The following is a 19,676-nucleotide window of genomic DNA, read 5'->3' on the forward strand; positions in this document are numbered from 1 at the left end:
ATCGACAGTATCCTGCGGGCCGGCGAGGGCAAGATCCTCAAGCGCCTCGACCGCATCGCCGACCAGGTCAACGCCCTGGGCGACGAGTTCTCCGCCATGAGCGACGCCGAGCTGCGCGCCATGACCGACGAGTTCAAGGAGCGGCTGGAGGCCGGCGAGTCCCTCGACGACATCCTGCCCGAGGCCTTCGCCACGGTCCGTGAGGCCGCCACGCGCGTGCTCGGCCAGCGTCACTTCGACGTGCAGATCCTCGGTGGCGCCGCGCTGCACCTGGGCAACATCGCCGAGATGAAGACCGGTGAGGGCAAGACCCTCGTCGCCACACTCCCGTCCTACCTGAACGCGCTGTCCGGCAAGGGCGTCCACGTGGTCACCGTCAACGACTACCTGGCCAAGTACCAGTCCGAGATGATGGGCCGCGTCCACCACTTCCTGGGCCTCACCGTCGGCGTCGTCGTCGCGGGCCAGACGCCCGCCCAGCGCCGCGAGGCCTACGCCTGCGACATCACGTACGGCACAAACAACGAGTTCGGCTTCGACTACCTGCGGGACAACATGGCCGACTCCCTCGAGGAGTGCGTCCAGCGCGGCCACAACTTCGCCATCGTCGACGAGGTCGACTCGATCCTCATCGACGAGGCCCGCACGCCGCTGATCATCTCGGGCCCCACCGAGGACGAGGTCAAGTGGTACGGCGAGTTCGCCCGCATGATCGACGGGATGCGCATCGACGAGCACTACGAGGTCGACGAGAAGAAGCGCACCGTCGCGGTCACCGAGAAGGCCATCGACGTGGTCGAGGACCAGCTCGGCATCGCGAACCTGTACGACGCGGTCAACACCCCGCTCATCGGCTTCCTGAACAACGCCGTCAAGGCCAAGGAGCTGTTCAAGAAGGACAAGGACTACGTCGTCATCGACGGCGAGGTCCTGATCGTCGACGAGCACACGGGCCGCCTGCTCGAGGGCCGCCGCTACAACGAGGGCCTGCACCAGGCGATCGAGGCGAAGGAGGGCGTCCGGATCCGCGAGGAGTACCAGACGCTGGCCACGATCACCCTGCAGAACTACTTCCGTCTCTACTCCACCCTCTCGGGCATGACCGGTACGGCCATGACCGAGGCGGCCGAGTTCGACAAGATCTACAAGCTCGGCGTCGTGCCCATCCGCACGAACAAGCCGATCCGCCGCGACGACCTGCCCGACCTCGTCTACCGCACCGAGGACGCGAAGTTCAACGCCGTCGTCGACGACATCGCCGCGCGTCACGCCAAGGGCCAGCCGGTGCTGATCGGCACCACCAGCGTCGCCAAGAGCGAGCGACTCAGCAAGCAGCTCAAGAAGCAGGGCATCGCGCACGAGGTCCTGAACGCCAAGCACCACGACCGCGAGGCCGCGATCGTCGCGCGCGCCGGTCACAAGGGCGCGGTCACCGTCGCCACCAACATGGCCGGCCGTGGTACCGACATCATGCTCGGCGGCAGCGTCGAGTTCCTGGCCGACGCCGAGCTGCGCAGCAAGGGCCTCGACCCCGTCGAGACCCCCGACGAGTACGACGCCGCCTGGACCGAGGCCCTCGAGCGCATCGAGAAGCAGGTGGCGGCCGAGAAGGACGAGGTCGTCGCGGCCGGCGGCCTGGCCGTCATCGGCACCGAGCGTCACGAGTCCCGTCGCATCGACAACCAGCTGCGTGGCCGCTCCGGCCGTCAGGGCGACCCGGGCTCCACCCGCTTCTACCTGTCGCTCGAGGACGACCTCATGCGCCTGTTCAAGGGCGAGTGGGTCAACTGGATCCTGCAGACGATGAAGATCCCCGACGACGTGCCGATCGAGAACAAGCGCGTCACGAAGTCGATCGCTTCGGCGCAGGGCCTGGTCGAGGCGCAGAACTTCGAGACCCGCAAGAACATCCTCAAGTACGACGACGTCATGAGCGCCCAGCGCGAGGTCGTCTACTCCCAGCGCCGCCGGGTGCTCGAGGGCGAGGACCTCGAGCCGCGCGTGCGCCAGATGATCGAGGACGTCACGGGCGCCTACGTCGTCGCGGCCACCGAGGGCTACCCCACGTCGTGGGAGCTCGACAAGCTGTGGACCGCGCTGCGCACCCTCTACCCGATCTCGCTCGACCACGAGCAGGTCGTCGAGGAGGCCGGCGGACTGGAGCGGATCGACGCCCCCACGCTGCGGGCGCGGGTCGTCGAGGACGCCCTGTCGGCCTACGACAAGCGTGAGGCCGAGCTGGGCGACGAGGTCGCCCGTGAGCTCGAGCGCCGTGTCGTGCTGAGCGTGCTCGACCGCAAGTGGCGCGAGCACCTGTACGAGATGGACTACCTCCGCGAGGGCATCGGCCTGCGCGCCTACAGCCAGCGCGACCCGCTGGTGGAGTACCAGCGCGAGGGCTACGACCTGTTCAACGCGATGATGGAGGGTATCTCCGAGGAGTCCGTGGGCTACCTGTTCAACCTCAGCGTCGAGATCGAGGTCGACGAGGACGACGAGGGCGACGAGCCCCCGCACATCTCGGCCAAGGGCCTCGAGCCGGACACCACGCCCAAGCAGCTCTCGTACTCGGCGCCGTCGGAGGACGGCTCGGCCATCGCGGTCGAGGAGTCCGTCGTCGACGACGACGAGGAGCTCGACCCGAACGAGCTGGCGCGCCAGAACAAGGCCAAGGAGGCCGCACGCCGCAAGGCCAAGGCCGCTCGCCAGTCGCGCAAGAAGAACCGCTGACCCACGCCTGCACGGCGCGCTGAGGGGCTACGCCCACTCGGCCGCCGTGCAGCGCCATGTCGTGCGCCCCTGGTGGTCGCGACCGCGCTGCAGCCGGACCGCCAGCGCGTGGGACCGGCCCCGGTGCACCATCCGGGCTGCGATCTCCGCCGCGGCGGGGTCGACCATCGCGATGTGCACCGAGACCACGCGCGGGCTGTGGCGCGGGCCGCCGGCGACGAACCGCTCCGCGAGGTACCGGTGCAGCTGCTCGTAGACGTCACGGCTCAGCCACGGCCCCAGCTGGCGCACGGGCCGGATGCCGGTGATGACCTCGGCGAGCGCCTGCGTGAACCGCGCGCAGCGATGCCGCAGCTCGCTGGCGTCGCCGCGCTCGACCGGCACCGGAACCAGCGGCGGTGAGGGGGCGAAGGGCAGGGGCACCTGCCGTGGCCCGAGCGGATCGGTGGCGAGTGCGGTGGCGGTGATCATGGTGCTCCTGGCGGATCGAGGCGTTGGCCGGGCTGGATGAGGTCGGGGTCGTCGCCGATGACGTCGCGGTTGGCGCGGTACCAGCGGTCGACGGCGGCCCCGACGCTGGCGTCGTCCGCTCCGGGGGACCGGCTGCGGACGATCGACCAGAGGCTGTCGCCGGGAGCCACGACGTGGGCCGACGGCTCCGGCGGTGGCCGCTTCGGTTCCGGTGCGGCCGTGAGCGGCCGGTCGGGCAGGGCGAGCCCGTGCAGGGTCTCGACGCCGCCGGGCGTCGCTCGCGCGGGTGACTGCACCGAGACGACCGCGCCGGTGACGAGCAGCGCCCGCAGCAGGGGAGGGGCGAGCCGGGCCGCGAGCCGCCTGTCGGCCAGCGCCACCAGCAGGACCAGGCCCCACCACGTGATCCACAGCGCGAGCACCCCGGCCAGAACCACGCGCAGTGCCTCCTCGGGTCCCGAGGTCGACAGGTCGAGCATCCGATCCCCCGATCGTGACTGTCACTGACGTCGGATGAATGCATTTGACGACAGATGACGTGATGAGCGACCAGCGAACCGCATGCCGCGGAGCCCGTCAATGCCGGCGACGGGACCGTGTGGATGAAGGCTCAGTGCGAAGTGGGGCGGCGCCGCAGGCGCTCGTTCTCCCGGCGCAGACGCGCGAGCTGCTCCTCGAGCGCCAGGACGCGCTCGATCCCGGCGAGGTTCAGCCCGTCGGCGAGAAGGTCGCGGATGCGGACCAGCCGCCGGATGTCGGCGCGGCTGTAGCGGCGGGTGCCGCCCGCGGTGCGGAGGGGCTCGAGCAGTCCACGGCGTTCGTAGACGCGCAGGTTCTGCACCTGCATCGACACCATCTCGGCGGCGACCGAGATGGCGTAGACGCCGTCCTCGTCGCCCTCGTGCCTGGCCGTCCACTCCATGACCTGAACTGTACTTGACAAGGAATATGAATTCGCCAATATAGGTTTTAACGGATGAGATCCACCCATCACTCGCAAGGAGGAACCGACGATGATGATCCGTACGACCGACCCGTTCCGCGACTTCGACCGCATCACCCAGCAGCTGCTCGGGACGACCAACCGCCCGGCGTTCATGCCGATGGACGCGTGGCGCGAGGGTGACACCTTCGTCGTGGAGTTCGACCTCCCCGGGGTGGCGAAGGACAGCGTCGACCTCGACATCGAGCGCAACGTCCTGACGGTGCGCGCCGAGCGGGTCGCCCGCAACGGCGACTGGGAGATGCTGGCGTCCGAACGTCCGCGCGGCGCCTTCAGCCGCCAGCTCGTGCTGGGCGACAACCTCGACCTCGAGCGCATCGAGGCCACCTACGAGGACGGCGTCCTCGGGCTGCGCATCCCCGTGGCCGAGCGCGCGAAGCCGCGCAAGATCGAGATCGGCGGCGCCCGCAGCGGCGACGCCGCCGCGATCGAGGCCTGATCCCCACGACACCGTAGGGCCTTCGTCGAAGGCCCTACGGTGTCCTCATGCGCTGGGACCGACTCTTCGCCGACCTCGAAGGCGCGGCGATCGACGAGCACGCCGACGAGCGTGACGCCCTCGCGGACGACCTGCGCGAGGAGCAGTGGGCCGCCCTGGGCTGGACCGACCTGCTCGGCGGCCCCGACGTCCGCCTCGACGTGGCGGGTCTCGGCGAGATCGGCGGCCGGGTCGCCGGCGTCGGGGACGTGCTGCTCATCGAGGACGCGGGCCGTCGGGTCATCGTGCTGCCGGAGGCGGTCACCGCCGTGTCGGGCAGCGACGGCCGTGCCGCGACCGCACCGGCGACGTCGCGGACCCGTCGTCAGGTCGCCCGCGCCGTGAGGGACGCGGGGGTCGAGGTGCGGGTCGTCCGTCGCGACGGACGGGCCGTGGAGGGTCCGATCGTCGCGGTCGGTGCCGACTTCGTCCAGGTGGCCGCCGGCGCCCGGCGGGTCAGTCTGCCGTGGGGATGGATTGCGGCTCTCGTGCAGCGCTGACCCCGGTGTCGCGCGCGGTGCGCTCGTACTGGCGTGCGATGTAGTCCTCGAGCGCGCTCGCCTCGATGCGCCACATCTTGCGCCCTCCGACCTGGAAGCCGCGCAGCTCGCCGGACTTCAGCAGACCCCAGACGACGCGCACGTCGACCTTCAGGGTCTCGGCGACGTCGTTCGCCGTGAGGAACTGGTGCTGGGGGGCCATGACGCCATTCTCACACGCAGGACCTGCGACGAGGCGTAGGTCACGACCGGACTGTGGACGACCGGTGGCCGTGCCACGTCGCGACCCCGTATGACTGGCACATGCATGTCACGGGGGGTGACACGTCCCGGCGCGCGCTCGCCCGGCGCACCTCGATCTCCAGATGGCGCAATCCACGACTCGTCCTGGGTGCCGTCCTCGTCCTGATGTCCGCGATCGCCGGCGGCTGGCTCGTGGCCACCGCACGCGACTCCACCGACTATTGGCTCGTCCGTGCCGAGGTCCGAGCCGGCGAGCCCGTCGATCCGGCCGACCTCGCTCCCGTCTCCGGGCGCCTCGAGTCGGCGGCGACAGCGGGTCTGCTCGCCACGCGCGACGGCGTGCCCCGCGGGGTGTGGGCGCGCGATGCCTCTCCCGGCACGCTCCTGGTGCGCGACGCGATCGCCGACTCCGCCGACCGGGGCCGCGAGCTGGCGATGGCCGTTCCCGGCGGGACCGCACCACCGGACCTCGAGGCGGGGGAGCGGGTCGACGTGTGGGCCGGCCCCGGCGAGTCCGGTGACCCGGGCGCCCGCACCCGCCGCGTGCTCGTGGACGTCTCCGTCGTCTCGGTCTCCCGGGTCGACGGCACGGGCACCCGCACGCTCGTCGTCGACGCGGGACGCGGGGGTCCCGGGGCCGACGTGGTCTCCGCCCTGTCCACGGGGCACCTGACCGTCGTGCGGGTCCCGTGACCGCCACCGAGCCGCTGCGCGTCGCGGTCGCGGCGTGCGGGGCGCACTGGGAGGCCGCGGCCCTCGCCGAGATCGAGCAGGACCCGCGGATGCTGCTGGTGCGCCGGTGCGTGGACGTCGCCGACCTGCTCGCCACCGCGGGCACGCACCGGCTCGACCTCGCCCTCGTGGCGGTGGGCAGTCCCGGTCTCGACGCCGGCGTCGTCGAGCGCCTCGTCGAGCTGGGAGTCCGTTGCGCCGCGGTGGAGGGCGACGGGGCCGCGCTCGGCATCGACCACGACGCCCGGCTCGGGCACCTCGCCGCCGCGGCGTCGGTGCCCGTGGCGCGGCCCGAGCGCGACGCCGATCCCGGGACGCTCGTGGCGGTGTGGGGCGCCACCGGCGCGCCCGGCCGCAGCAGCCTGGCGGTGTCGCTCGCGGCGGCCTCCGCGGCCCGTGGTCGCCGCACCGCGCTCGTGGACGCCGACGTGTACGGCGGGTCGATCGGGCAGCTGCTAGGCGTGCTCGACGACGTCAGCGGCGTGATGGCCGCGTGCCGCGACGTCACCCGCGGTCGCGCGGCTGCCATCGACACGCACCTGCTCAGCCTCGGCCCGCACTGGGACGTGCTCACCGGCCTGCCCCGGTCCGACATGTGGCACCACCTGCGCCCCGACGCCCTCGAGATCGTCCTGCGCGGGCTGCGGCGCGACCACGACCTCGTCGTCGTCGACTGCGGGTTCGGTGTGGAGGCCGCGATGGGACAGGGGCCGTCGCGCGACCTGGTGACCCGCCGCGTGCTCGACCTGGCCGACGAGGTGCTGGCGGTCGGCCGTGTCGACCCGGTGGGGCTGGCCCGACTGGTGCGCGCGCTCGACGACGCCGCCCCGTGGCGGCGCCCGCCGCGCCTCGTGCTGAACGGGTTCCGGGCCTCGCTGGGCTGGACCGAGCGCGAGGTCGCCCAGACGGTGCGCGAGCTCACGGGGCACACGCCGTGGGCGTTCCTGCCCCAGGACGGACCGGGCCACGACCTCGCGCTCATGACCGGCCGGCCGCTGCGTGAGGTGGTGCCGACGTCGGGCTACGTCACGCGGGTGGAGCGGCTCGCCACCGAGCTGGTGACCACTCGGTGAGCCGGCCGTCAGCGCAGGAGGTAGCGCCCTTCGCCGACCGTGTCGTAGATCGCGACGACCTCCGAGGTGAGGGTGACGGCCCCGACGACGAAGAGCGCCACGAGCGCGCCGCGGGCGAGCCACGGTCCAGCCCCCGGCATTCGTGGCCCGGCCCAGCGCGCGAGGAGCCAGCCCGCGACGAGCAGGACGGCGACGGGCAGCAGCGGGAAGACCCACGGCACGAGTCCCACCCACGTCCAGCGGCCACGCAGCAGGGCGCCGTCGTCGCGCACGAGCCGGTCCACCGCCGGCGGCATGAGCAACAGGAAGACGAGGGGGACCGCGAGCGTGAGGGCGATCGCGGCCCACGTGGGCTCGAGCAGGGTGAAGTCGGGCCCGTCCTCGTGGACGAGCACCGCCCCCACCATCACCGTGCCGCCGACGGCGGCGCACGCGCGGCAGAACCACGTCGGTCCGGGTGCCAGCCCGCGCAGCGCGAGGTAGATCCCGGCGCCCAGCACACCGAGGACCGTGCCGGTGGCGAGCAGCTGGAACGTGCCGCTCGCGGTCACCTCGCCCATGGGGAAGCCATCGCTCGTGATGACGCCGTGGTCCTCGCGGTTGAGGCTCGCGAGCAGCCCCATGAAGAGCCGTCCGCCCACCCCTCCGACGAGCAGGCCCAGGACCGCTCCGACGCACGAGGCGGCGGCCAGTCGTTTCGCAGCAGGCGCCGCGTCCGTCCTCAGGCGCATCTTCGCTCCTCCGATTTCCTTCGAGGCAGGATGGCACGCCGGCGGGTTCGCTGTCAGCGACTCGCGCCCCTTTTCGTTGCCGCTCCGGTGGCCGCGACGGGTGGTAAGTTTCGGGGCTACCGCCGGACCGGATCTTCGCCAGGACAGCAGGGGAGCGCATGCAACGACTGAGTCCTCTCGACGCGATGTTCCTGCACCAGGATCGTCCCGAGACGCCCCGCCACGTCGCCTCCCTCGCCATCCTCGCGCCGGGTGACCGGCCCCTGGACTACGACCGTCTGATCCAGGTCATCAACGACCGGATCGACCTCGTGCCCCGCTACCGGCAGGTGCCGCGGGGGATCCCCGGCGGCATCGGCATGCCGGTCTGGGTCGACGACGAGCACTTCGACCTCTCCCTGCACGTGCGGCGCTCGGCCCTGCCCAAGCCGGGCGGGCGCGACGCCCTGCACGAGCTGGTGGGCCGGCTCATCGCCCGCCGGCTCGACCACGAGCGTCCCCTGTGGGAGCTCTACCTGATCGAGGGCCTCCAGGGCGGTGAGCTGGCACTGCTGTTCAAGTCGCACCAGGCGCTCGTCGACGGCTCGCACACCGTCGACCTGGCACAGGTGCTGCTGGAGGAGACGCAGCGCGACCGCGCGATCCCGCACGAGGAGTGGACCCCCCGGTCCGCCCCCGGCACGCTCGAGCTGCTCACCGGCTCGGTGCGCTCGCAGGTCAGCCACCCGGCCGAGCTGCTGTGGAGCGGCGAGTACCAGTGGTCGCGGGTCGTCTCCCGCCTGCCGGGACTGGGTCCGGACGGCACCGCCCACGGGGCGCTCACCGCCTCCCCGTCGCGCCACCGCCGCTTCACCTCGGTCAGTGCGCCGCTCACGGCGTTCCGGCGGGTCCGCGACGAGCACGGTGGAACCGTCAACGACGTGATCCTGGCGGCGATCGCCGGCGGGCTGCGCGGCTGGATGCTCACCCGGGCCGAGCCCGTCACCGCCAAGACCAGCTTCCGCGCGATGGTGCCGATGTCGGTGACCCGCGACGGGCCGGCGGAGGGTGGTCACCCGACCTCGCTCGGACCGCTCGTGCGCGGCCTCATGCTGAACCTGCCGGTGGGGGAGTCCAACGCCGTCGTGCGGCTGCACCAGGTGTCCTACGCCCTGAAGGGCCACCGCGAGACGGGGTCGGCGGTGGCGGCCAACAAGCTGGCCAACCTGCCCGGCTTCGCCACGTCCACCTTTCACGCGGTCGGTGCGCGCGTGGCCGCCGACGAGGCGAACCGGCCCTACCACCTGGTCATCACGAACGTGCCTGGCCCGCAGGACCCGGTCTACATGGCAGGGCAGCAGCTCAAGGAGATCTTCCCGGCCATCCCGCTGACGGGCCACCGGGCGATCTCGGTGGGGGTCACGTCGTACGACGGGCACGTCTTCTTCGGCATCGTCACCGATCGCGAGGCGGTGCCCGACGCCGACGTCCTGGGGCAGTGCATCCTGGAGGCGTTGGAGGAGCTGACCGAGACGATCGGTCACCGGCGCGCCCGGGCTCCCCGCGGACGGAAGAGGCCTACATGACCCGTGTCTACGCGGCGGCCGACGTCGCCCTGCTGCGCACCCTCGCCCAGGACGAGCCGGTCACACCCGAGCGCTTCACGGCCGCCTCGCAGGGTGAGGAGGACGAGTACGACGCACTCCTGACCGTCGCCGAGCAGGGCGCGGTAGTGGTGTGCGCCGAGCTCGACGACGCCGACGCGCCGATCCGGCTGAGCGACGTGCAGTCGTTCCACCTCGACGCCGACGGCAGCGGCGACCTGGCCTGGTACGCGCCGCAGGAGCTCGACGAGGTCATCGAGCTCCTGGGCGACTGAGGCTCAGATCTGGGTCTTGCCGTACTCGACCTCGTCACGCAGCGAGGCCGTGATCGCCTTGGCGACCTCCGGCTCGATGCGGCGGCCGATGAGCGGCAACGACACCTTGACGTCGCCGTCCACCGACATGGTGGAGACGTTCCCGGACCCGGCGATCGTCGAGGTGCCGAGCATGCGGGCGGGCTGGCCGTGGATGTCCACCGAGACCTCGGCGGTGCGGGTGCCGGCGGGATCGGCCGGGCCCCACTTCTCGACCTGCGTCACGGTGACCGAGTCGCCGGTGAGCTTCTTGACGAAGTCGGGCATGTCCGACTCCATCGTGCGCACGATCGTGACGACGGTGGCCGCGCCCTGCTCCTCCACGGTGACGGTGTAGTCGCGGGCGCCCTGGCGCTCGCACGACCGCTCGCGGAAGCCCTGGTCGCTGACGAGTCCGAAGACCTGCTCGGGGCTGGCCGGGTACTCGAACTTCTCGGTGAGCTTCACGCGTTCTCCTCGGGGGTGGGGTTGCCCTGGCCGAGCCCCTTGAGCTCGGCCAGGCGGGCCTCGACCTCGAGCTGGCCGGCGTCGGCCTCCAGCTCGGCGAACTGCGAGTCGAGACTGGAGGTCGAGAGCTCCTGCTGGCCGAGGACCTGGGCCTCGACGCGGCGGACGCGGTCCTCGTAGCGGCTCAGCTCGCTGGTGGGATCGAGGATGTCGATCGACTTGATCGCGTCGTTGACCTGCGCCTGCGCCTCGGCCGAGCGGTGGCGGGCGACGAGCTCGTCGCGCTTGGAGTTCAGCTCGGTGAGCTTGCCCCGCATGCCGACCAGGCCGGTCTTGAGCTTCTCGACGACCTCGCTCTGCTGCGCGATCATCGGCGCGGCGGCCTTGGCCTCGTTCTCGGCGGCGATCTGCTTGCCCAGCGCGAGCTTGGCGAGCTGGTCGAACCGGTCGGCCTCGCCGGCGTGGCCCTCGCGGCGCAGCTGGTCGGCCTTGTTGGACGCGGCGATCGCCTTGCCGCCCCACTCCTTCGCGGCGGCGACGTCCTCGGCGTGGTCGGCCTCGGCCAGGCGCAGGTTGCCGATCGTCTGCGCGACCGCCTGCTCCGCCTCGGCGATGGAATTGGTGTAGTCGCGGACCATCTGGTCCAGCATCTTCTGCGGGTCCTCCGCCTTGTCGAGCAGCGCGTTGATGTTCGCCTTCGTCAACTGGGAGATGCGTCCGAGGATGGACTGTTTCTGAGCCATGCGTCGATCATGGTGCACCGTCCAAACAGGCCGCAACTAATCGGCGGCGAAGGCCAGGGTGAACGTCGTGTCGCCGGGCCGGCTGGTCAGCGACGCCTCGCCCCCGTGGGCGAGCATGATGGCGCGGACCAGCGACATGCCCAGTCCCGCGCCGCCCGATGACCGGGTGCGCGAGGAGTCGCCGCGCGTGAAGCGCTCCCACACGACCGGCTGCAGGTCCTCGGGGACGCCCGGCCCGTCGTCGTGGACCTCCACGCGGGTCGGACCGGCGAGGACGCGCACCGTGACCGTCGTCCCCTCGGGCGTGTGGCGGGTGGCGTTCGTGAGCAGGTTGGTGACGGCCTGGTGGAGCCGCAGCTCGTCGCCGACGACGGTCAGGGGCTCCGGCGGCACCTCGAGTCGCCAGCGCCGGTCGGGGTCGACCACGCGCGCGTCGGCCACGGCCTCGACGACCAGGTGGGTGAGGTCCACCTCGCGCTGCTCGAGCGCGCGTCCCGAGTCGAGCCGGGCCAGCAGCAGCATGTCCTCGACGAGCGTCGTCACGCGTCCCACCTCGGACTCGATCCGGGCCATGGCCTCGGTCGGGTCGGCGTCGGTGCGGCGACTGAGCTCGGCGTAGCCGCGGATCGTCGTCAGGGGGGTGCGCAGCTCGTGGGAGGCGTCCGCGAGGAACCGGCGCACCTGCTGCTCGCTGTCGTGGCGGGCCCGCAGCGCGTCGTCGACGTGCCCGAGCATCTGGTTGAACGCGGCGCCGACCCGGCCCACCTCGCTGGTCGGGTCGGTGAGCTCGTCCGGCACGCGGGGGAGGGAGGCCACCGCGCCCGAGGCCAGCGGCGTCTCGGCGACCTCGTGGGCCGTCGCCGCCACCTGCCGCAGGGGCCGCAGCTGGTGACGCACGATCTGGCGCGCCCCGACGGCCGCGACGCCGATGCCGAGGAGCGAGAGCAGGATCTCCCAGCGGACCAGGCTGCCGATCGTGTCGTCGACCCCCGCGGTCGGCAGCCCGAAGGCCACGCGGTCGCCGGCGGCGTTGGTCGTGGCGGCGACCCGGTAGGAGCCGACGCCCGGGAGGTCCATGGTGCGCGGCTCGTCGCCGACCTCGGCCTGGCTCATCTCGTCGACCGCCGCCGGCGGGAGCTGGCTCAGCCCGCCGGCGGCGGTGATCTGGACGCCGATGCGGCAGGCGGAGCCGAAGACGGCCGTCACGCTGCCGGCGTTCTGGCCCGGGGGGAGGGTGGGCAGCTCACCGCAGTCGGTCACGAGTGCCCCGCCGCCGCGCCCCGGCCCCTCCACGCGCTCGGCCCGCTCCACCGCCTGCTGGAGGTCGCCGTCCAGCCGCTCCATCAGCGTCGACCGCATGATGACGGTGGCGGTGAGCGCCACGAGCAGGCAGACCACCGACACCAGGGCCACGGCGGAGGCGATCAGCCGTCCGGTCAGGGTGCGAGGGCGCATCACGGTGCCGCCGGAGCGGCCTTGAGGATGTAGCCCGCCCCGCGCTTGGTGTGGATCATCGGCTCGCGCCCGGCGTCGATCTTCTTGCGCAGGTAGGAGATGTACAGCTCGACGATGTTGTCGTTGCCGCCGAAATCGTAGTCCCACACGCGGTCGAGGATCTGCGCCTTCGACACGACGCGGCGCTCGTTGCGCATGAGGTAGCGCAGCAGCTCGAACTCGGTGGCCGTCAGCTCGATCGGTGTCCCGCCGCGGGTGACGTCGCGGCTGTCCTCGTCGAGCTCGAGGTCGCCGACGACGAGGGTGGAGCTCGAGTCCTGCCGGCGTCCGCCCGCGCGCCGCAGCAGCGCGCGCAGGCGGGCCACCACCTCCTCGAGGCTGAACGGCTTGGTCACGTAGTCGTCGCCTCCGGCCGTGAGCCCGGCGATCCGGTCCTCCACGGCATCGCGGGCGGTCAGGAAGATCACCGGCACGTCGGGGGAGAGGGCGCGCACCTTCGCCAGCACCTCGAGACCGTCGTAGTCGGGCAGCATCCAGTCCAGGATCATCGCGTCGGGAGCGAACTCCCGCGCCGCCGCGACGGCCTTGCGCCCCGTGCCGGCCGTGCGCACCTCGAAGCCCTCGTAGCGCAGGGCCATCTGGAGGAGCTCGGCGATGTTGGGCTCGTCATCCACGACCAGCACCCGCAGCGGGGTGCCGTCCGGACGGGTCAGGTCGGGCGTGACGCTCATGCGGTCCAGTGTCGCGCCTGAGGGGGCGAATCGGTTGAGCATCGGCTGTGGAGTGGCTGTGAGCCCCGGAATGACAGCGATGTCATTAACACAGAGGAACCCTAAAGTTCAACTTTAAGTTCATTTCGGCGTGTCGGTGTCGTAGGCTGTCGGCCATGCGTCGTTTGGGACTGGTGGGACTCGTGTGCCTTTTCGTGGTGTCGGGGCTCTCGGCCACCACCACGTCGGCCCAGGCGTTCACCCTGATCTGCACGGCCAAGACCAAGGCGCAGGTCGCCAAGTGCGACACCTCCGGATACGCCGACGTCATGCACCTCATGCACTGGCGGATGTACGCCGGGCACAACTGCACGAACTACGCCGCGTACCGGATGAAGAGGGCCGGCGTCCCCGAGCCGCGGATCCTCATGGGCAACGCGCGCGACTGGCACACCAACGCCAAGAAGCTGGGCTACCCCGTCGACAACCGTCCCGCCGTCGGGGCCATCGCCCAGTGGTCGAAGGCCGCCAGCCACGTCGCCTACGTCGAGCAGGTCGGCTCGGGCTTCCTCGTGCTGTCCGAGGACAGCTACACCTCCAAGACGTTCCGCCGGTACCGGGTCAACACGGGTGACTCCTGGTACCCCGAGCGGTTCATCCACTTCAAGGACCAGAAGGCGCCGGTCGCGCCCGCGCCCGTCGAGCCGTCGCCCACGCCTGCTCCCGCACCCGCGGTGGCGTCGGCCGTCTCCGTCTCGGGCCCGGCGAAGGTCAGCACCCGGATCCAGCCGAAGGTCACCGTGCGCGTGAAGGCCTCCAAGGGCGTCGTGCCGGAGGGCAGGGTGCGGCTGCGTCGCGGTGGCGTGACGGTCAAGACCGTCACGCTCAAGCCGGGTCACGCAGGATCCCTCGCGGTGACGCTCCCGCGGATGAAGCGGGGCAAGCAGTGGGTCTCCGCCGTGTTCGACGGCAACGCCAAGGTCCGCAAGTCGACCAGCCGCACGATCAAGGTCGTCGTCACGAAGCCCCCGAAGGTGGTGTCGGCGAAGACCACGATCACCCTGCCGTCGACCACCGTCGCCGCGGGCTCTCGTCCGGTCGCCACGGTCGCCGTGACGCCGTCCGACGGCCGCACCACGACCAACGCGGTCTCGGTGTACGTCGACGACCGGCGCATCGCGTCGCCGGTGCTCGCCAAGGCTCACCGGGGCAAGGTCTCGGTACGCCTGCCGGCGCTCACCGCGGGCCGGCACACGATCCGGGCCACCTACTGGGGCTCCAAGACCGTGAAGCGCTCCAAGGCCCGGACCACGGCGTTCTCGGTCGTCGAGCCCACCACGGTGTCCGCCGCGGTGGCGAAGCCGACGGTGCGCTCGACGGAGCCGGCGCAGGTCGTCGCCACCGTGGACACCGCACGCCGTGTCGCCCCCACCACGGGTGAGGTCTGGGTGCTCGCCGACGGCGCGAAGGTCGCCGCAGCGACCCTGACGCCCGCGGCACGCGGCACGCTCACGATCCCCGTGCCGGGCCTGGCGCCCGGGACGCGGAGGATCTCGGTGGAGTACCGCGGTGCCGCCTACCAGCTCGCGTCGACCAGCGCCGAGGTCTCGCTCGTCGTCCAGGAGCGCACGACCACGGCCACCGCCCTGTCGGCCACCTCGGTGAAGTCGACCGCGCAGGCGAAGCTGACGATCACGGTCCTGTCGGCCCGCAAGGCCGGGATCACGTCCGGCTCGGTCGTCGTGACGGACGGGACGAAGCGGATCGCGACCGCCACGCTCACGCCCGCCTCGAAGGGCAAGGTCGTCGTGACGCTGCCGAGGCTCGCGGTCGGCAAGCACGCGATCACGGCCTCGTTCGGCGGCACGGGGCTGATGGAGCCGTCGGCCAGCGGCGCGCGCACGCTGACCGTCACGAAGTAGCGTCCGGCGCACTGCTCGCGGCCACGTACGCTGGTGCCATGCCTGTCGACTCCGTCTACCCCCGGCTCGAGCCGCTGCTCGCGGGGGTCTCCAAGCCCATCCAGTACATCGGCGGCGAGCTGAACTCGACCGTCAAGGACTGGGACGAGGCCGACGTTCGCTGGGCGCTGATGTACCCGGACGCGTACGAGGTCGGCCTGCCCAACCAGGGCGTCCAGATCCTCTACGAGGTCCTCAACGAGCGTGATGGCATCCTCGCCGAGCGCACGTACGCGGTCATGCCCGACATGGAGGCCGTGCTCCGCGAGCACGACATCCCGCAGTTCACCGTGGACGCGCACCGCCCGGTCGGGGCGTTCGACCTGTTCGGGTTGAGCTTCTCCACCGAGCTCGGCTACACGAACATGCTGACCGCGCTCGACCTGGCCGGGATCCCGCTGCACGCCGTCGACCGCGACGACTCGCACCCGATCGTGCTGGCGGGCGGGCACAGTGCCTTCAACCCCGAGCCGATCGCCGACTTCGTCGACGCCGCCGTGATGGGCGACGGCGAGGAGGTCGTGCTCGCGATCAGCGAGGTCGTGCGCGAGTGGAAGGCCGAGGGCCGTCCCGGCGGCCGCGACGAGGTGCTGGCCCGCCTGGCCGCGTCCGGTGGCGTCTACGTGCCGAAGTTCTACGACGTCTCCTACCGCCCCGACGGGCAGATCGGCGCCATCGCGCCGAACCGTCCGGGTGTCCCGGTGCGGGTCGCGAAGCACACGCTGATGGACCTCGACAGCTGGCCGTACCCGAAGAAGCCGCTCGTGCCGCTGGCCGAGACGGTGCACGAGCGCTTCAGCGTGGAGATCTTCCGCGGCTGCACGCGCGGCTGCCGCTTCTGCCAGGCCGGCATGATCACCCGCCCGGTCCGCGAGCGCTCGATCCAGACGATCGGCCAGATGGTCGACAACGGCCTGAAGGAGTCCGGCTTCGAGGAGGTCGGCCTGCTGAGCCTCTCCAGCGCCGACCACTCCGAGATCGGCGAGGTCGCCAAGCAGCTCGGCGACCGCTACGAGGGCACCAACACGTCGCTCTCGCTGCCCTCGACCCGCGTGGACGCCTTCAACATCACGCTGGCCAACGAGTTCAGCCGCAACGGCCGCCGCTCGGGCCTCACGTTCGCGCCCGAGGGCGGCAGCGACCGCCTCCGCAAGGTCATCAACAAGATGGTCAGCGAGGACGACCTGATCCGCACCGTCTCGGCCGCGTTCTCGCACGGCTGGCGCCAGGTCAAGCTCTACTTCATGTGCGGGCTGCCGACCGAGACCGACGAGGACGTCCTGCAGATCGGTGAGCTCGCGAAGCGCGTCATCGACACCGGCCGCGAGGTCTCCGGGCGCCGCGACATCCGGTGCACCGTGTCGATCGGCGGCTTCGTGCCCAAGCCGCACACGCCGTTCCAGTGGGCCGCGCAGCTCGACCACGAGACCACCGACGAGCGCCTGCGCAAGCTGCGGGCCTCGGTGCAGTCCGACAAGCGCTACGGCAAGGCGATCGGCTTCCGCTACCACGACGGCAAGCCGGGCATCGTCGAAGGACTCCTCTCGCGCGGCGACCGCCGCGTGGGGCAGATCATCGAGGCGGTGTGGCGCGACGGCGGTCGCTTCGACGGCTGGAGCGAGCACTTCAGCTACGACCGCTGGGCGCAGAAGTCGGCCGAGGTGCTCACGCCGCTGGGCGTCGACCTCGACTGGTTCACCACGCGCGAGCGCGACCACGACGAGGTGCTGCCGTGGGACCACATGGACTCCGGCCTCGATCGCGAGTGGCTGTGGGAGGACTGGCAGGACTCCATCGACCCCGACGGCGCCGCCGAGGTCGAGGACTGCCGCTGGACGCCGTGCTTCGACTGCGGCGTGTGTCCTGAGATGGATCTGGAGATCCAGATCGGCCCGACCGGGCAGAAGCTCCTGCCGCTGTCGGTGGTCTGACCCTCTGACCTGCATAAATGACCTCGCCTCACCGAAGCAGCACTATTCAGGGCAAGTAAGACATTGGAAGTCGGCGCTTGCGTTCTTGATGGTGATGCAGTCAGATAACGGTTCAAGTCGCCGGGGTCGTGTGGGGGAGGGGAGGCGTGATGACGCGTGCCAAGCGGCGGGCCACCGAGATCAGTGCGGTGCGGGCGTGGGCGCGAGCCCAGGGGTATGAGGTGGCGCCCAAAGGACGCCTGGCCGGATTCGTTTTGGATGCTTACTACGTCGATACCGGGCGAAAAGTCATCGACGCGTCTGGGCGACAACCCCGTCGACGCGCGGATGTACGAGCGATGGAGCGATCAAGGAGAAGCGCGGACTCCGAGCAGGTGCGGACGAAGGTCACGGTCGAGGTCGTGGTGATCGACGACGGGAAGACCTTCCCGTACTCGCCGGAGCTCCTCCTGCCTTCCGAGCACGAGTCTCAGCCGCGTCCAATGGCTGAGAAGCGACTCTCTCCGCCGTCGGCATTCCGGTGGCCGCGCTAGCGTCCGGTGCGCATGTGGTCAGTTTTGCCGAAGGCACTCAGGTTGCCTTCCAGCCCTGCCTCTTCGCGTCAGTAGTCCTCATCAAGACTTCGCCGCTGGAGGAAGTCCCGGAAACCAGGGGCGGTGTAGCGGTAGGCGCCCTTCCTCTCGCGGAAGAGAACATTCGCCCCGACCAACCGACCTAGCAGGACATTGATGTTGCCGGGGGACTTCGGGGACTCGGTGTTGAGCTCGGAGACGTTCAGCGGAGGGTAAGAGCAGCGAGCGGTCGCGAGCAGCAAGTCCTGCTCGGCTGGCGTCAAGGATGCGATGCGCGGCTCATAGAAGTCGCTGTCGAGGCGCTCATAGATCCGACCCTCAATGACATTCAGTGTGTCCGTAGTCATCCCTGTTAGGCCTGCATCCACGGTTGCGTCCCAGAGTTCAGCGCCCCAGAGCTGAATGAAGTATGGGTAGCCCTCGACCTCGTCGAGCACGCGATCCACTAGATCCGGCACTGCGGCGATCTGGCTGTCCGCCAGTGGCTTCACGAACGCGTCGCGGGCTGCTTCGCGGTCGAGAGAACGGACCTCGACCCCCTGAAACATCCGTTCCGAGTAAGTGCGGGCATTGAGGAGGTTGACCGCCAAGGTCGGGAGTCCGCAAAGAACGAGGCAGATAGGCACATGCTCTTTCTGAAGAGTCGAGACGGCAGCGACCAGCGTAGAAAGGGCGTGGTTTCCGTCGGGTCCCTTGTCGTCAGTCAAGATCTGCGCTTCGTCAAGAAGGATCGCCAGTCCATGCCGGCTCTTGCCCTCCGCCACCTTCACGCTTTCCAAGATCGCTTCGCCGAGCTCCGCCGTCTGGCTAGAAAGGTCACCTGCGAGCGACCACTCGAAGCCTTCGTACGACACTGTCACGGCGCGACGTGCGCCTTCGACCACAGCAGAGGCTTTGGCTTTCACGCGAGCGATCCGGGAAAGCCGCTTCTCGAGTGCGGCGAACTGGTTACTCAACTCTCCGAGAAGCGGCTCTTCGGCGTTCATGCGTGGTTCCACCTCGAGCGTGATCGTCGCCCACTCCATCTCCTCGGCGATCTCCCTGAAGCGACCGAGAAGGACGGTCTTGCCGACGCCTCTCAGGCCAGAGATGCGGATGTTGCCGGGGATCTCCGGCGCCGAGCGAAGGACGCGACGGAAGCGGCTCAACTCGTTGTCGCGTCCGGCGAGGTGAGGAGGTGTCAGGCCCACACCGGGGCGGTAGGGATTGCGTTCGGCGTCCACCCAAAGGACATTACAGTAACTCTGTAATGTTTTTAGAGGTTCAACGGCTTTGCCAAGCTTCTTACACGATCTCTGTAATGTTCCTTGACTGGATTGGTGCGGGTCCGGTGATTGCGCCGCCCGAGGCCGTGCCGTCCGGGGATGGAACCGCCGCGGGATGAGAGACAGACGTCCTGCGGTCCGTCATCCCTGACCGGGCGGGTGGCATTTCCGATCCGGGTCGTTCCCCGCGAGACGGCTCTTCGTAGGATCGGAGCCATGATCGCTGCTCCGGCATGTGTTTCGCCAAAGGGTTCCTTCTGGCCTGAGATGGATCTGGAGATCCAGATCGGCCCGACCGGGCAGAAGCTCCTGCCCCTGTCGGTGGTCTGAGATGGGGAAGCAGTCGCCGCGCCAGTCGCTGGCGTTCGCCGCCCTCACCGGCCTGGCGTCGATCGTGCCCGTCGGACGCGCCTCACGCGGCGTCAGGCTCGGCGTCGGGGCCGCGTCGGGCGCTCTGGCCGGCGGGGCGACCTACGTCGCCCTGAACCGTCCCGACGTCATCGCCGCCCCTCGCGAGCCGGTGCCGGCCCCGCAGTCGGCCGCGATCGGCGCGGGGGTGGGCGCCCTGGTCGTCGGCGCGACCGTCGTGGGGTTCGTGGTGGACCGCGCGTTCGAGCAGGCGCTTGTGCGCCGGCACGTCCCGCACCCGCGCCTGGTGCTCGGCGTCGCCGGGGCCGTGCTGTCCTACGCGCTCGACGTGCTGGATCGCCGCTTCGACACGCCGGACTGACCCG

General features: G+C 70.6%; 21 protein-coding genes. 11 read left to right on the forward strand and 10 right to left on the reverse strand.

All coding sequences use genetic code 11. The annotated features are described in order from the left end of the window. Complete coding sequence (secA, locus tag B2363_RS07905) at positions 1-2,730, forward strand: preprotein translocase subunit SecA (RefSeq protein ID WP_286929769.1); 2,730 nt, start codon at positions 1-3, stop codon at positions 2,728-2,730. A 27-nt stretch (positions 2,731-2,757) separates the two neighbouring features. Here secA and B2363_RS07910 read toward each other — a convergent pair whose 3' ends face one another. From B2363_RS07910 to B2363_RS07920, 3 genes are all read right to left on the reverse strand, one after another. Next, complete coding sequence (locus B2363_RS07910) at positions 2,758-3,201, reverse strand: Rv3235 family protein (RefSeq protein ID WP_286929528.1); 444 nt, start codon at positions 3,199-3,201, stop codon at positions 2,758-2,760. Beyond that, positions 3,198-3,680, reverse strand: a complete 483-nt coding sequence (locus B2363_RS07915) for a LysM peptidoglycan-binding domain-containing protein (protein WP_286929529.1) — start codon at positions 3,678-3,680, stop codon at positions 3,198-3,200. The genes B2363_RS07910 and B2363_RS07915 overlap by 4 nt, the downstream gene beginning before the upstream one ends. Before the next feature lie 131 nt (positions 3,681-3,811). Continuing rightward, a complete protein-coding gene (locus B2363_RS07920; RefSeq protein ID WP_181755171.1) occupies positions 3,812-4,123 on the reverse strand; it encodes a MerR family transcriptional regulator in 312 nt (103 codons plus the stop codon). Positions 4,124-4,214: 91 nt separating this feature from the next. On the opposite strand from B2363_RS07920, the gene B2363_RS07925 reads away from it, so the two are divergent. Together B2363_RS07925 and B2363_RS07930 are read left to right on the forward strand one after the other, a co-directional pair. Continuing rightward, complete coding sequence (locus B2363_RS07925; protein WP_286929530.1) at positions 4,215-4,643, forward strand: Hsp20/alpha crystallin family protein; 429 nt, start codon at positions 4,215-4,217, stop codon at positions 4,641-4,643. 47 nt (positions 4,644-4,690) lie between these two features. After that, on the forward strand, positions 4,691-5,182 hold the full coding sequence (locus tag B2363_RS07930) for a hypothetical protein (protein WP_286929531.1): 492 nt from the start codon (positions 4,691-4,693) through the stop codon (positions 5,180-5,182). On the opposite strand, the gene B2363_RS07935 is transcribed toward B2363_RS07930, so the two are convergent. After that, entirely contained in the window at positions 5,139-5,384 is a 246-nt protein-coding gene (locus B2363_RS07935; protein ID WP_181755173.1) for a helix-turn-helix domain-containing protein, read from the reverse strand. The two genes, B2363_RS07930 and B2363_RS07935, sit on opposite strands and share 44 nt — an antisense overlap. 101 nt (positions 5,385-5,485) lie before the next feature. On the opposite strand from B2363_RS07935, the gene B2363_RS07940 reads away from it, so the two are divergent. Together B2363_RS07940 and B2363_RS07945 are read left to right on the forward strand one after the other, a co-directional pair. Further along, positions 5,486-6,118 carry a hypothetical protein gene (locus B2363_RS07940; protein WP_181755174.1) on the forward strand — a complete coding sequence of 211 codons (633 nt, stop codon included), beginning with the start codon at positions 5,486-5,488 and terminating at the stop codon, positions 6,116-6,118. After that, entirely contained in the window at positions 6,115-7,230 is a 1,116-nt protein-coding gene (locus tag B2363_RS07945) for an AAA family ATPase (RefSeq protein ID WP_286929532.1), read from the forward strand. Before B2363_RS07940 ends, B2363_RS07945 begins: the two co-directional genes overlap by 4 nt. Before the next feature lie 8 nt (positions 7,231-7,238). Here the strand turns inward: B2363_RS07945 and B2363_RS07950 are convergent, their stop codons facing one another. Continuing rightward, on the reverse strand, positions 7,239-7,961 hold the full coding sequence (locus tag B2363_RS07950) for a hypothetical protein (RefSeq protein WP_286929533.1): 723 nt from the start codon (positions 7,959-7,961) through the stop codon (positions 7,239-7,241). A gap of 158 nt (positions 7,962-8,119) precedes the next feature. Here B2363_RS07950 and B2363_RS07955 point away from each other — a divergent pair, with 158 nt between their 5' ends. Continuing rightward, on the forward strand, positions 8,120-9,526 hold the full coding sequence (locus tag B2363_RS07955; protein ID WP_276568722.1) for a wax ester/triacylglycerol synthase family O-acyltransferase: 1,407 nt from the start codon (positions 8,120-8,122) through the stop codon (positions 9,524-9,526). Further along, positions 9,523-9,819: a hypothetical protein gene (locus B2363_RS07960; RefSeq protein ID WP_181755178.1), complete on the forward strand. Its 297-nt coding sequence runs from the start codon at positions 9,523-9,525 to the stop codon at positions 9,817-9,819. Before B2363_RS07955 ends, B2363_RS07960 begins: the two co-directional genes overlap by 4 nt. 3 nt (positions 9,820-9,822) lie before the next feature. Here the strand turns inward: B2363_RS07960 and B2363_RS07965 are convergent, their stop codons facing one another. From B2363_RS07965 to B2363_RS07980, 4 genes are read right to left on the reverse strand one after another with little or no spacing between them, the layout of a single operon-like run. Beyond that, positions 9,823-10,305: a DUF2505 domain-containing protein gene (locus B2363_RS07965; protein ID WP_286929534.1), complete on the reverse strand. Its 483-nt coding sequence runs from the start codon at positions 10,303-10,305 to the stop codon at positions 9,823-9,825. Further along, positions 10,302-11,048 carry a PspA/IM30 family protein gene (locus B2363_RS07970; RefSeq protein WP_286929535.1) on the reverse strand — a complete coding sequence of 249 codons (747 nt, stop codon included), beginning with the start codon at positions 11,046-11,048 and terminating at the stop codon, positions 10,302-10,304. The genes B2363_RS07965 and B2363_RS07970 overlap by 4 nt, the downstream gene beginning before the upstream one ends. 36 nt (positions 11,049-11,084) lie before the next feature. Further along, positions 11,085-12,503: a sensor histidine kinase gene (locus B2363_RS07975; protein WP_286929536.1), complete on the reverse strand. Its 1,419-nt coding sequence runs from the start codon at positions 12,501-12,503 to the stop codon at positions 11,085-11,087. Continuing rightward, positions 12,503-13,234, reverse strand: a complete 732-nt coding sequence (locus tag B2363_RS07980) for a response regulator transcription factor (RefSeq protein ID WP_286929537.1) — start codon at positions 13,232-13,234, stop codon at positions 12,503-12,505. The genes B2363_RS07975 and B2363_RS07980 overlap by 1 nt, the downstream gene beginning before the upstream one ends. A gap of 155 nt (positions 13,235-13,389) precedes the next feature. Here B2363_RS07980 and B2363_RS07985 point away from each other — a divergent pair, with 155 nt between their 5' ends. The 3 genes from B2363_RS07985 (at position 13,390) to B2363_RS16320 (ending at position 17,638) form a co-directional block, all read left to right on the forward strand. Next, entirely contained in the window at positions 13,390-15,135 is a 1,746-nt protein-coding gene (locus B2363_RS07985) for an Ig-like domain repeat protein (protein ID WP_286929538.1), read from the forward strand. A 38-nt stretch (positions 15,136-15,173) separates the two neighbouring features. Next, positions 15,174-17,105 carry a TIGR03960 family B12-binding radical SAM protein gene (locus tag B2363_RS07990; RefSeq protein ID WP_181755183.1) on the forward strand — a complete coding sequence of 644 codons (1,932 nt, stop codon included), beginning with the start codon at positions 15,174-15,176 and terminating at the stop codon, positions 17,103-17,105. Positions 17,106-17,254: 149 nt separating this feature from the next. After that, on the forward strand, positions 17,255-17,638 hold the full coding sequence (locus B2363_RS16320) for an Lsr2 family DNA-binding protein (RefSeq protein ID WP_422652871.1): 384 nt from the start codon (positions 17,255-17,257) through the stop codon (positions 17,636-17,638). Positions 17,639-17,706: 68 nt separating this feature from the next. Here B2363_RS16320 and B2363_RS07995 read toward each other — a convergent pair whose 3' ends face one another. After that, positions 17,707-18,900 (reverse strand): ATP-binding protein, encoded by a 1,194-nt coding sequence (locus tag B2363_RS07995; RefSeq protein WP_286929539.1) that lies wholly within the window; start codon positions 18,898-18,900, stop codon positions 17,707-17,709. Between the two features lie 373 nt (positions 18,901-19,273). On the opposite strand from B2363_RS07995, the gene B2363_RS08000 reads away from it, so the two are divergent. Continuing rightward, positions 19,274-19,672 (forward strand): hypothetical protein, encoded by a 399-nt coding sequence (locus B2363_RS08000; protein ID WP_286929540.1) that lies wholly within the window; start codon positions 19,274-19,276, stop codon positions 19,670-19,672. The last annotated feature ends 4 nt before the right edge of the window (positions 19,673-19,676 follow it).

The organism is Aeromicrobium sp. UBA7512, from assembly GCF_002476985.1.
In the GTDB taxonomy this organism is placed as follows: Bacteria; Actinomycetota; Actinomycetes; order Propionibacteriales; family Nocardioidaceae; genus Aeromicrobium; species Aeromicrobium phoceense.

Excerpts from the sequence above, each read along its gene's own strand:
- B2363_RS07970 (WP_286929535.1), bottom strand. The coding sequence starts at position 11,048 with ATGGCTCAGAAACAGTCCATCCTCGGACGCATCTCCCAGTTGACGAAG.
- B2363_RS07980 (WP_286929537.1), bottom strand. The coding sequence starts at position 13,234 with ATGAGCGTCACGCCCGACCTGACCCGTCCGGACGGCACCCCGCTGCGG.
- B2363_RS07985 (WP_286929538.1), top strand. The coding sequence starts at position 13,390 with ATGCGTCGTTTGGGACTGGTGGGACTCGTGTGCCTTTTCGTGGTGTCG.
- B2363_RS07950 (WP_286929533.1), bottom strand. The coding sequence starts at position 7,961 with ATGCGCCTGAGGACGGACGCGGCGCCTGCTGCGAAACGACTGGCCGCC.
- B2363_RS08000 (WP_286929540.1), top strand. The coding sequence starts at position 19,274 with ATGGGGAAGCAGTCGCCGCGCCAGTCGCTGGCGTTCGCCGCCCTCACC.
- B2363_RS07960 (WP_181755178.1), top strand. The coding sequence starts at position 9,523 with ATGACCCGTGTCTACGCGGCGGCCGACGTCGCCCTGCTGCGCACCCTC.
- B2363_RS07910 (WP_286929528.1), bottom strand. The coding sequence starts at position 3,201 with ATGATCACCGCCACCGCACTCGCCACCGATCCGCTCGGGCCACGGCAG.
- B2363_RS07920 (WP_181755171.1), bottom strand. The coding sequence starts at position 4,123 with ATGGAGTGGACGGCCAGGCACGAGGGCGACGAGGACGGCGTCTACGCC.
- B2363_RS07975 (WP_286929536.1), bottom strand. The coding sequence starts at position 12,503 with ATGCGCCCTCGCACCCTGACCGGACGGCTGATCGCCTCCGCCGTGGCC.
- B2363_RS07925 (WP_286929530.1), top strand. The coding sequence starts at position 4,215 with ATGATGATCCGTACGACCGACCCGTTCCGCGACTTCGACCGCATCACC.
- B2363_RS07930 (WP_286929531.1), top strand. The coding sequence starts at position 4,691 with ATGCGCTGGGACCGACTCTTCGCCGACCTCGAAGGCGCGGCGATCGAC.
- B2363_RS07990 (WP_181755183.1), top strand. The coding sequence starts at position 15,174 with ATGCCTGTCGACTCCGTCTACCCCCGGCTCGAGCCGCTGCTCGCGGGG.
- B2363_RS07955 (WP_276568722.1), top strand. The coding sequence starts at position 8,120 with ATGCAACGACTGAGTCCTCTCGACGCGATGTTCCTGCACCAGGATCGT.
- B2363_RS07935 (WP_181755173.1), bottom strand. The coding sequence starts at position 5,384 with ATGGCCCCCCAGCACCAGTTCCTCACGGCGAACGACGTCGCCGAGACC.
- B2363_RS16320 (WP_422652871.1), top strand. The coding sequence starts at position 17,255 with ATGACGCGTGCCAAGCGGCGGGCCACCGAGATCAGTGCGGTGCGGGCG.
- B2363_RS07940 (WP_181755174.1), top strand. The coding sequence starts at position 5,486 with ATGCATGTCACGGGGGGTGACACGTCCCGGCGCGCGCTCGCCCGGCGC.
- B2363_RS07915 (WP_286929529.1), bottom strand. The coding sequence starts at position 3,680 with ATGCTCGACCTGTCGACCTCGGGACCCGAGGAGGCACTGCGCGTGGTT.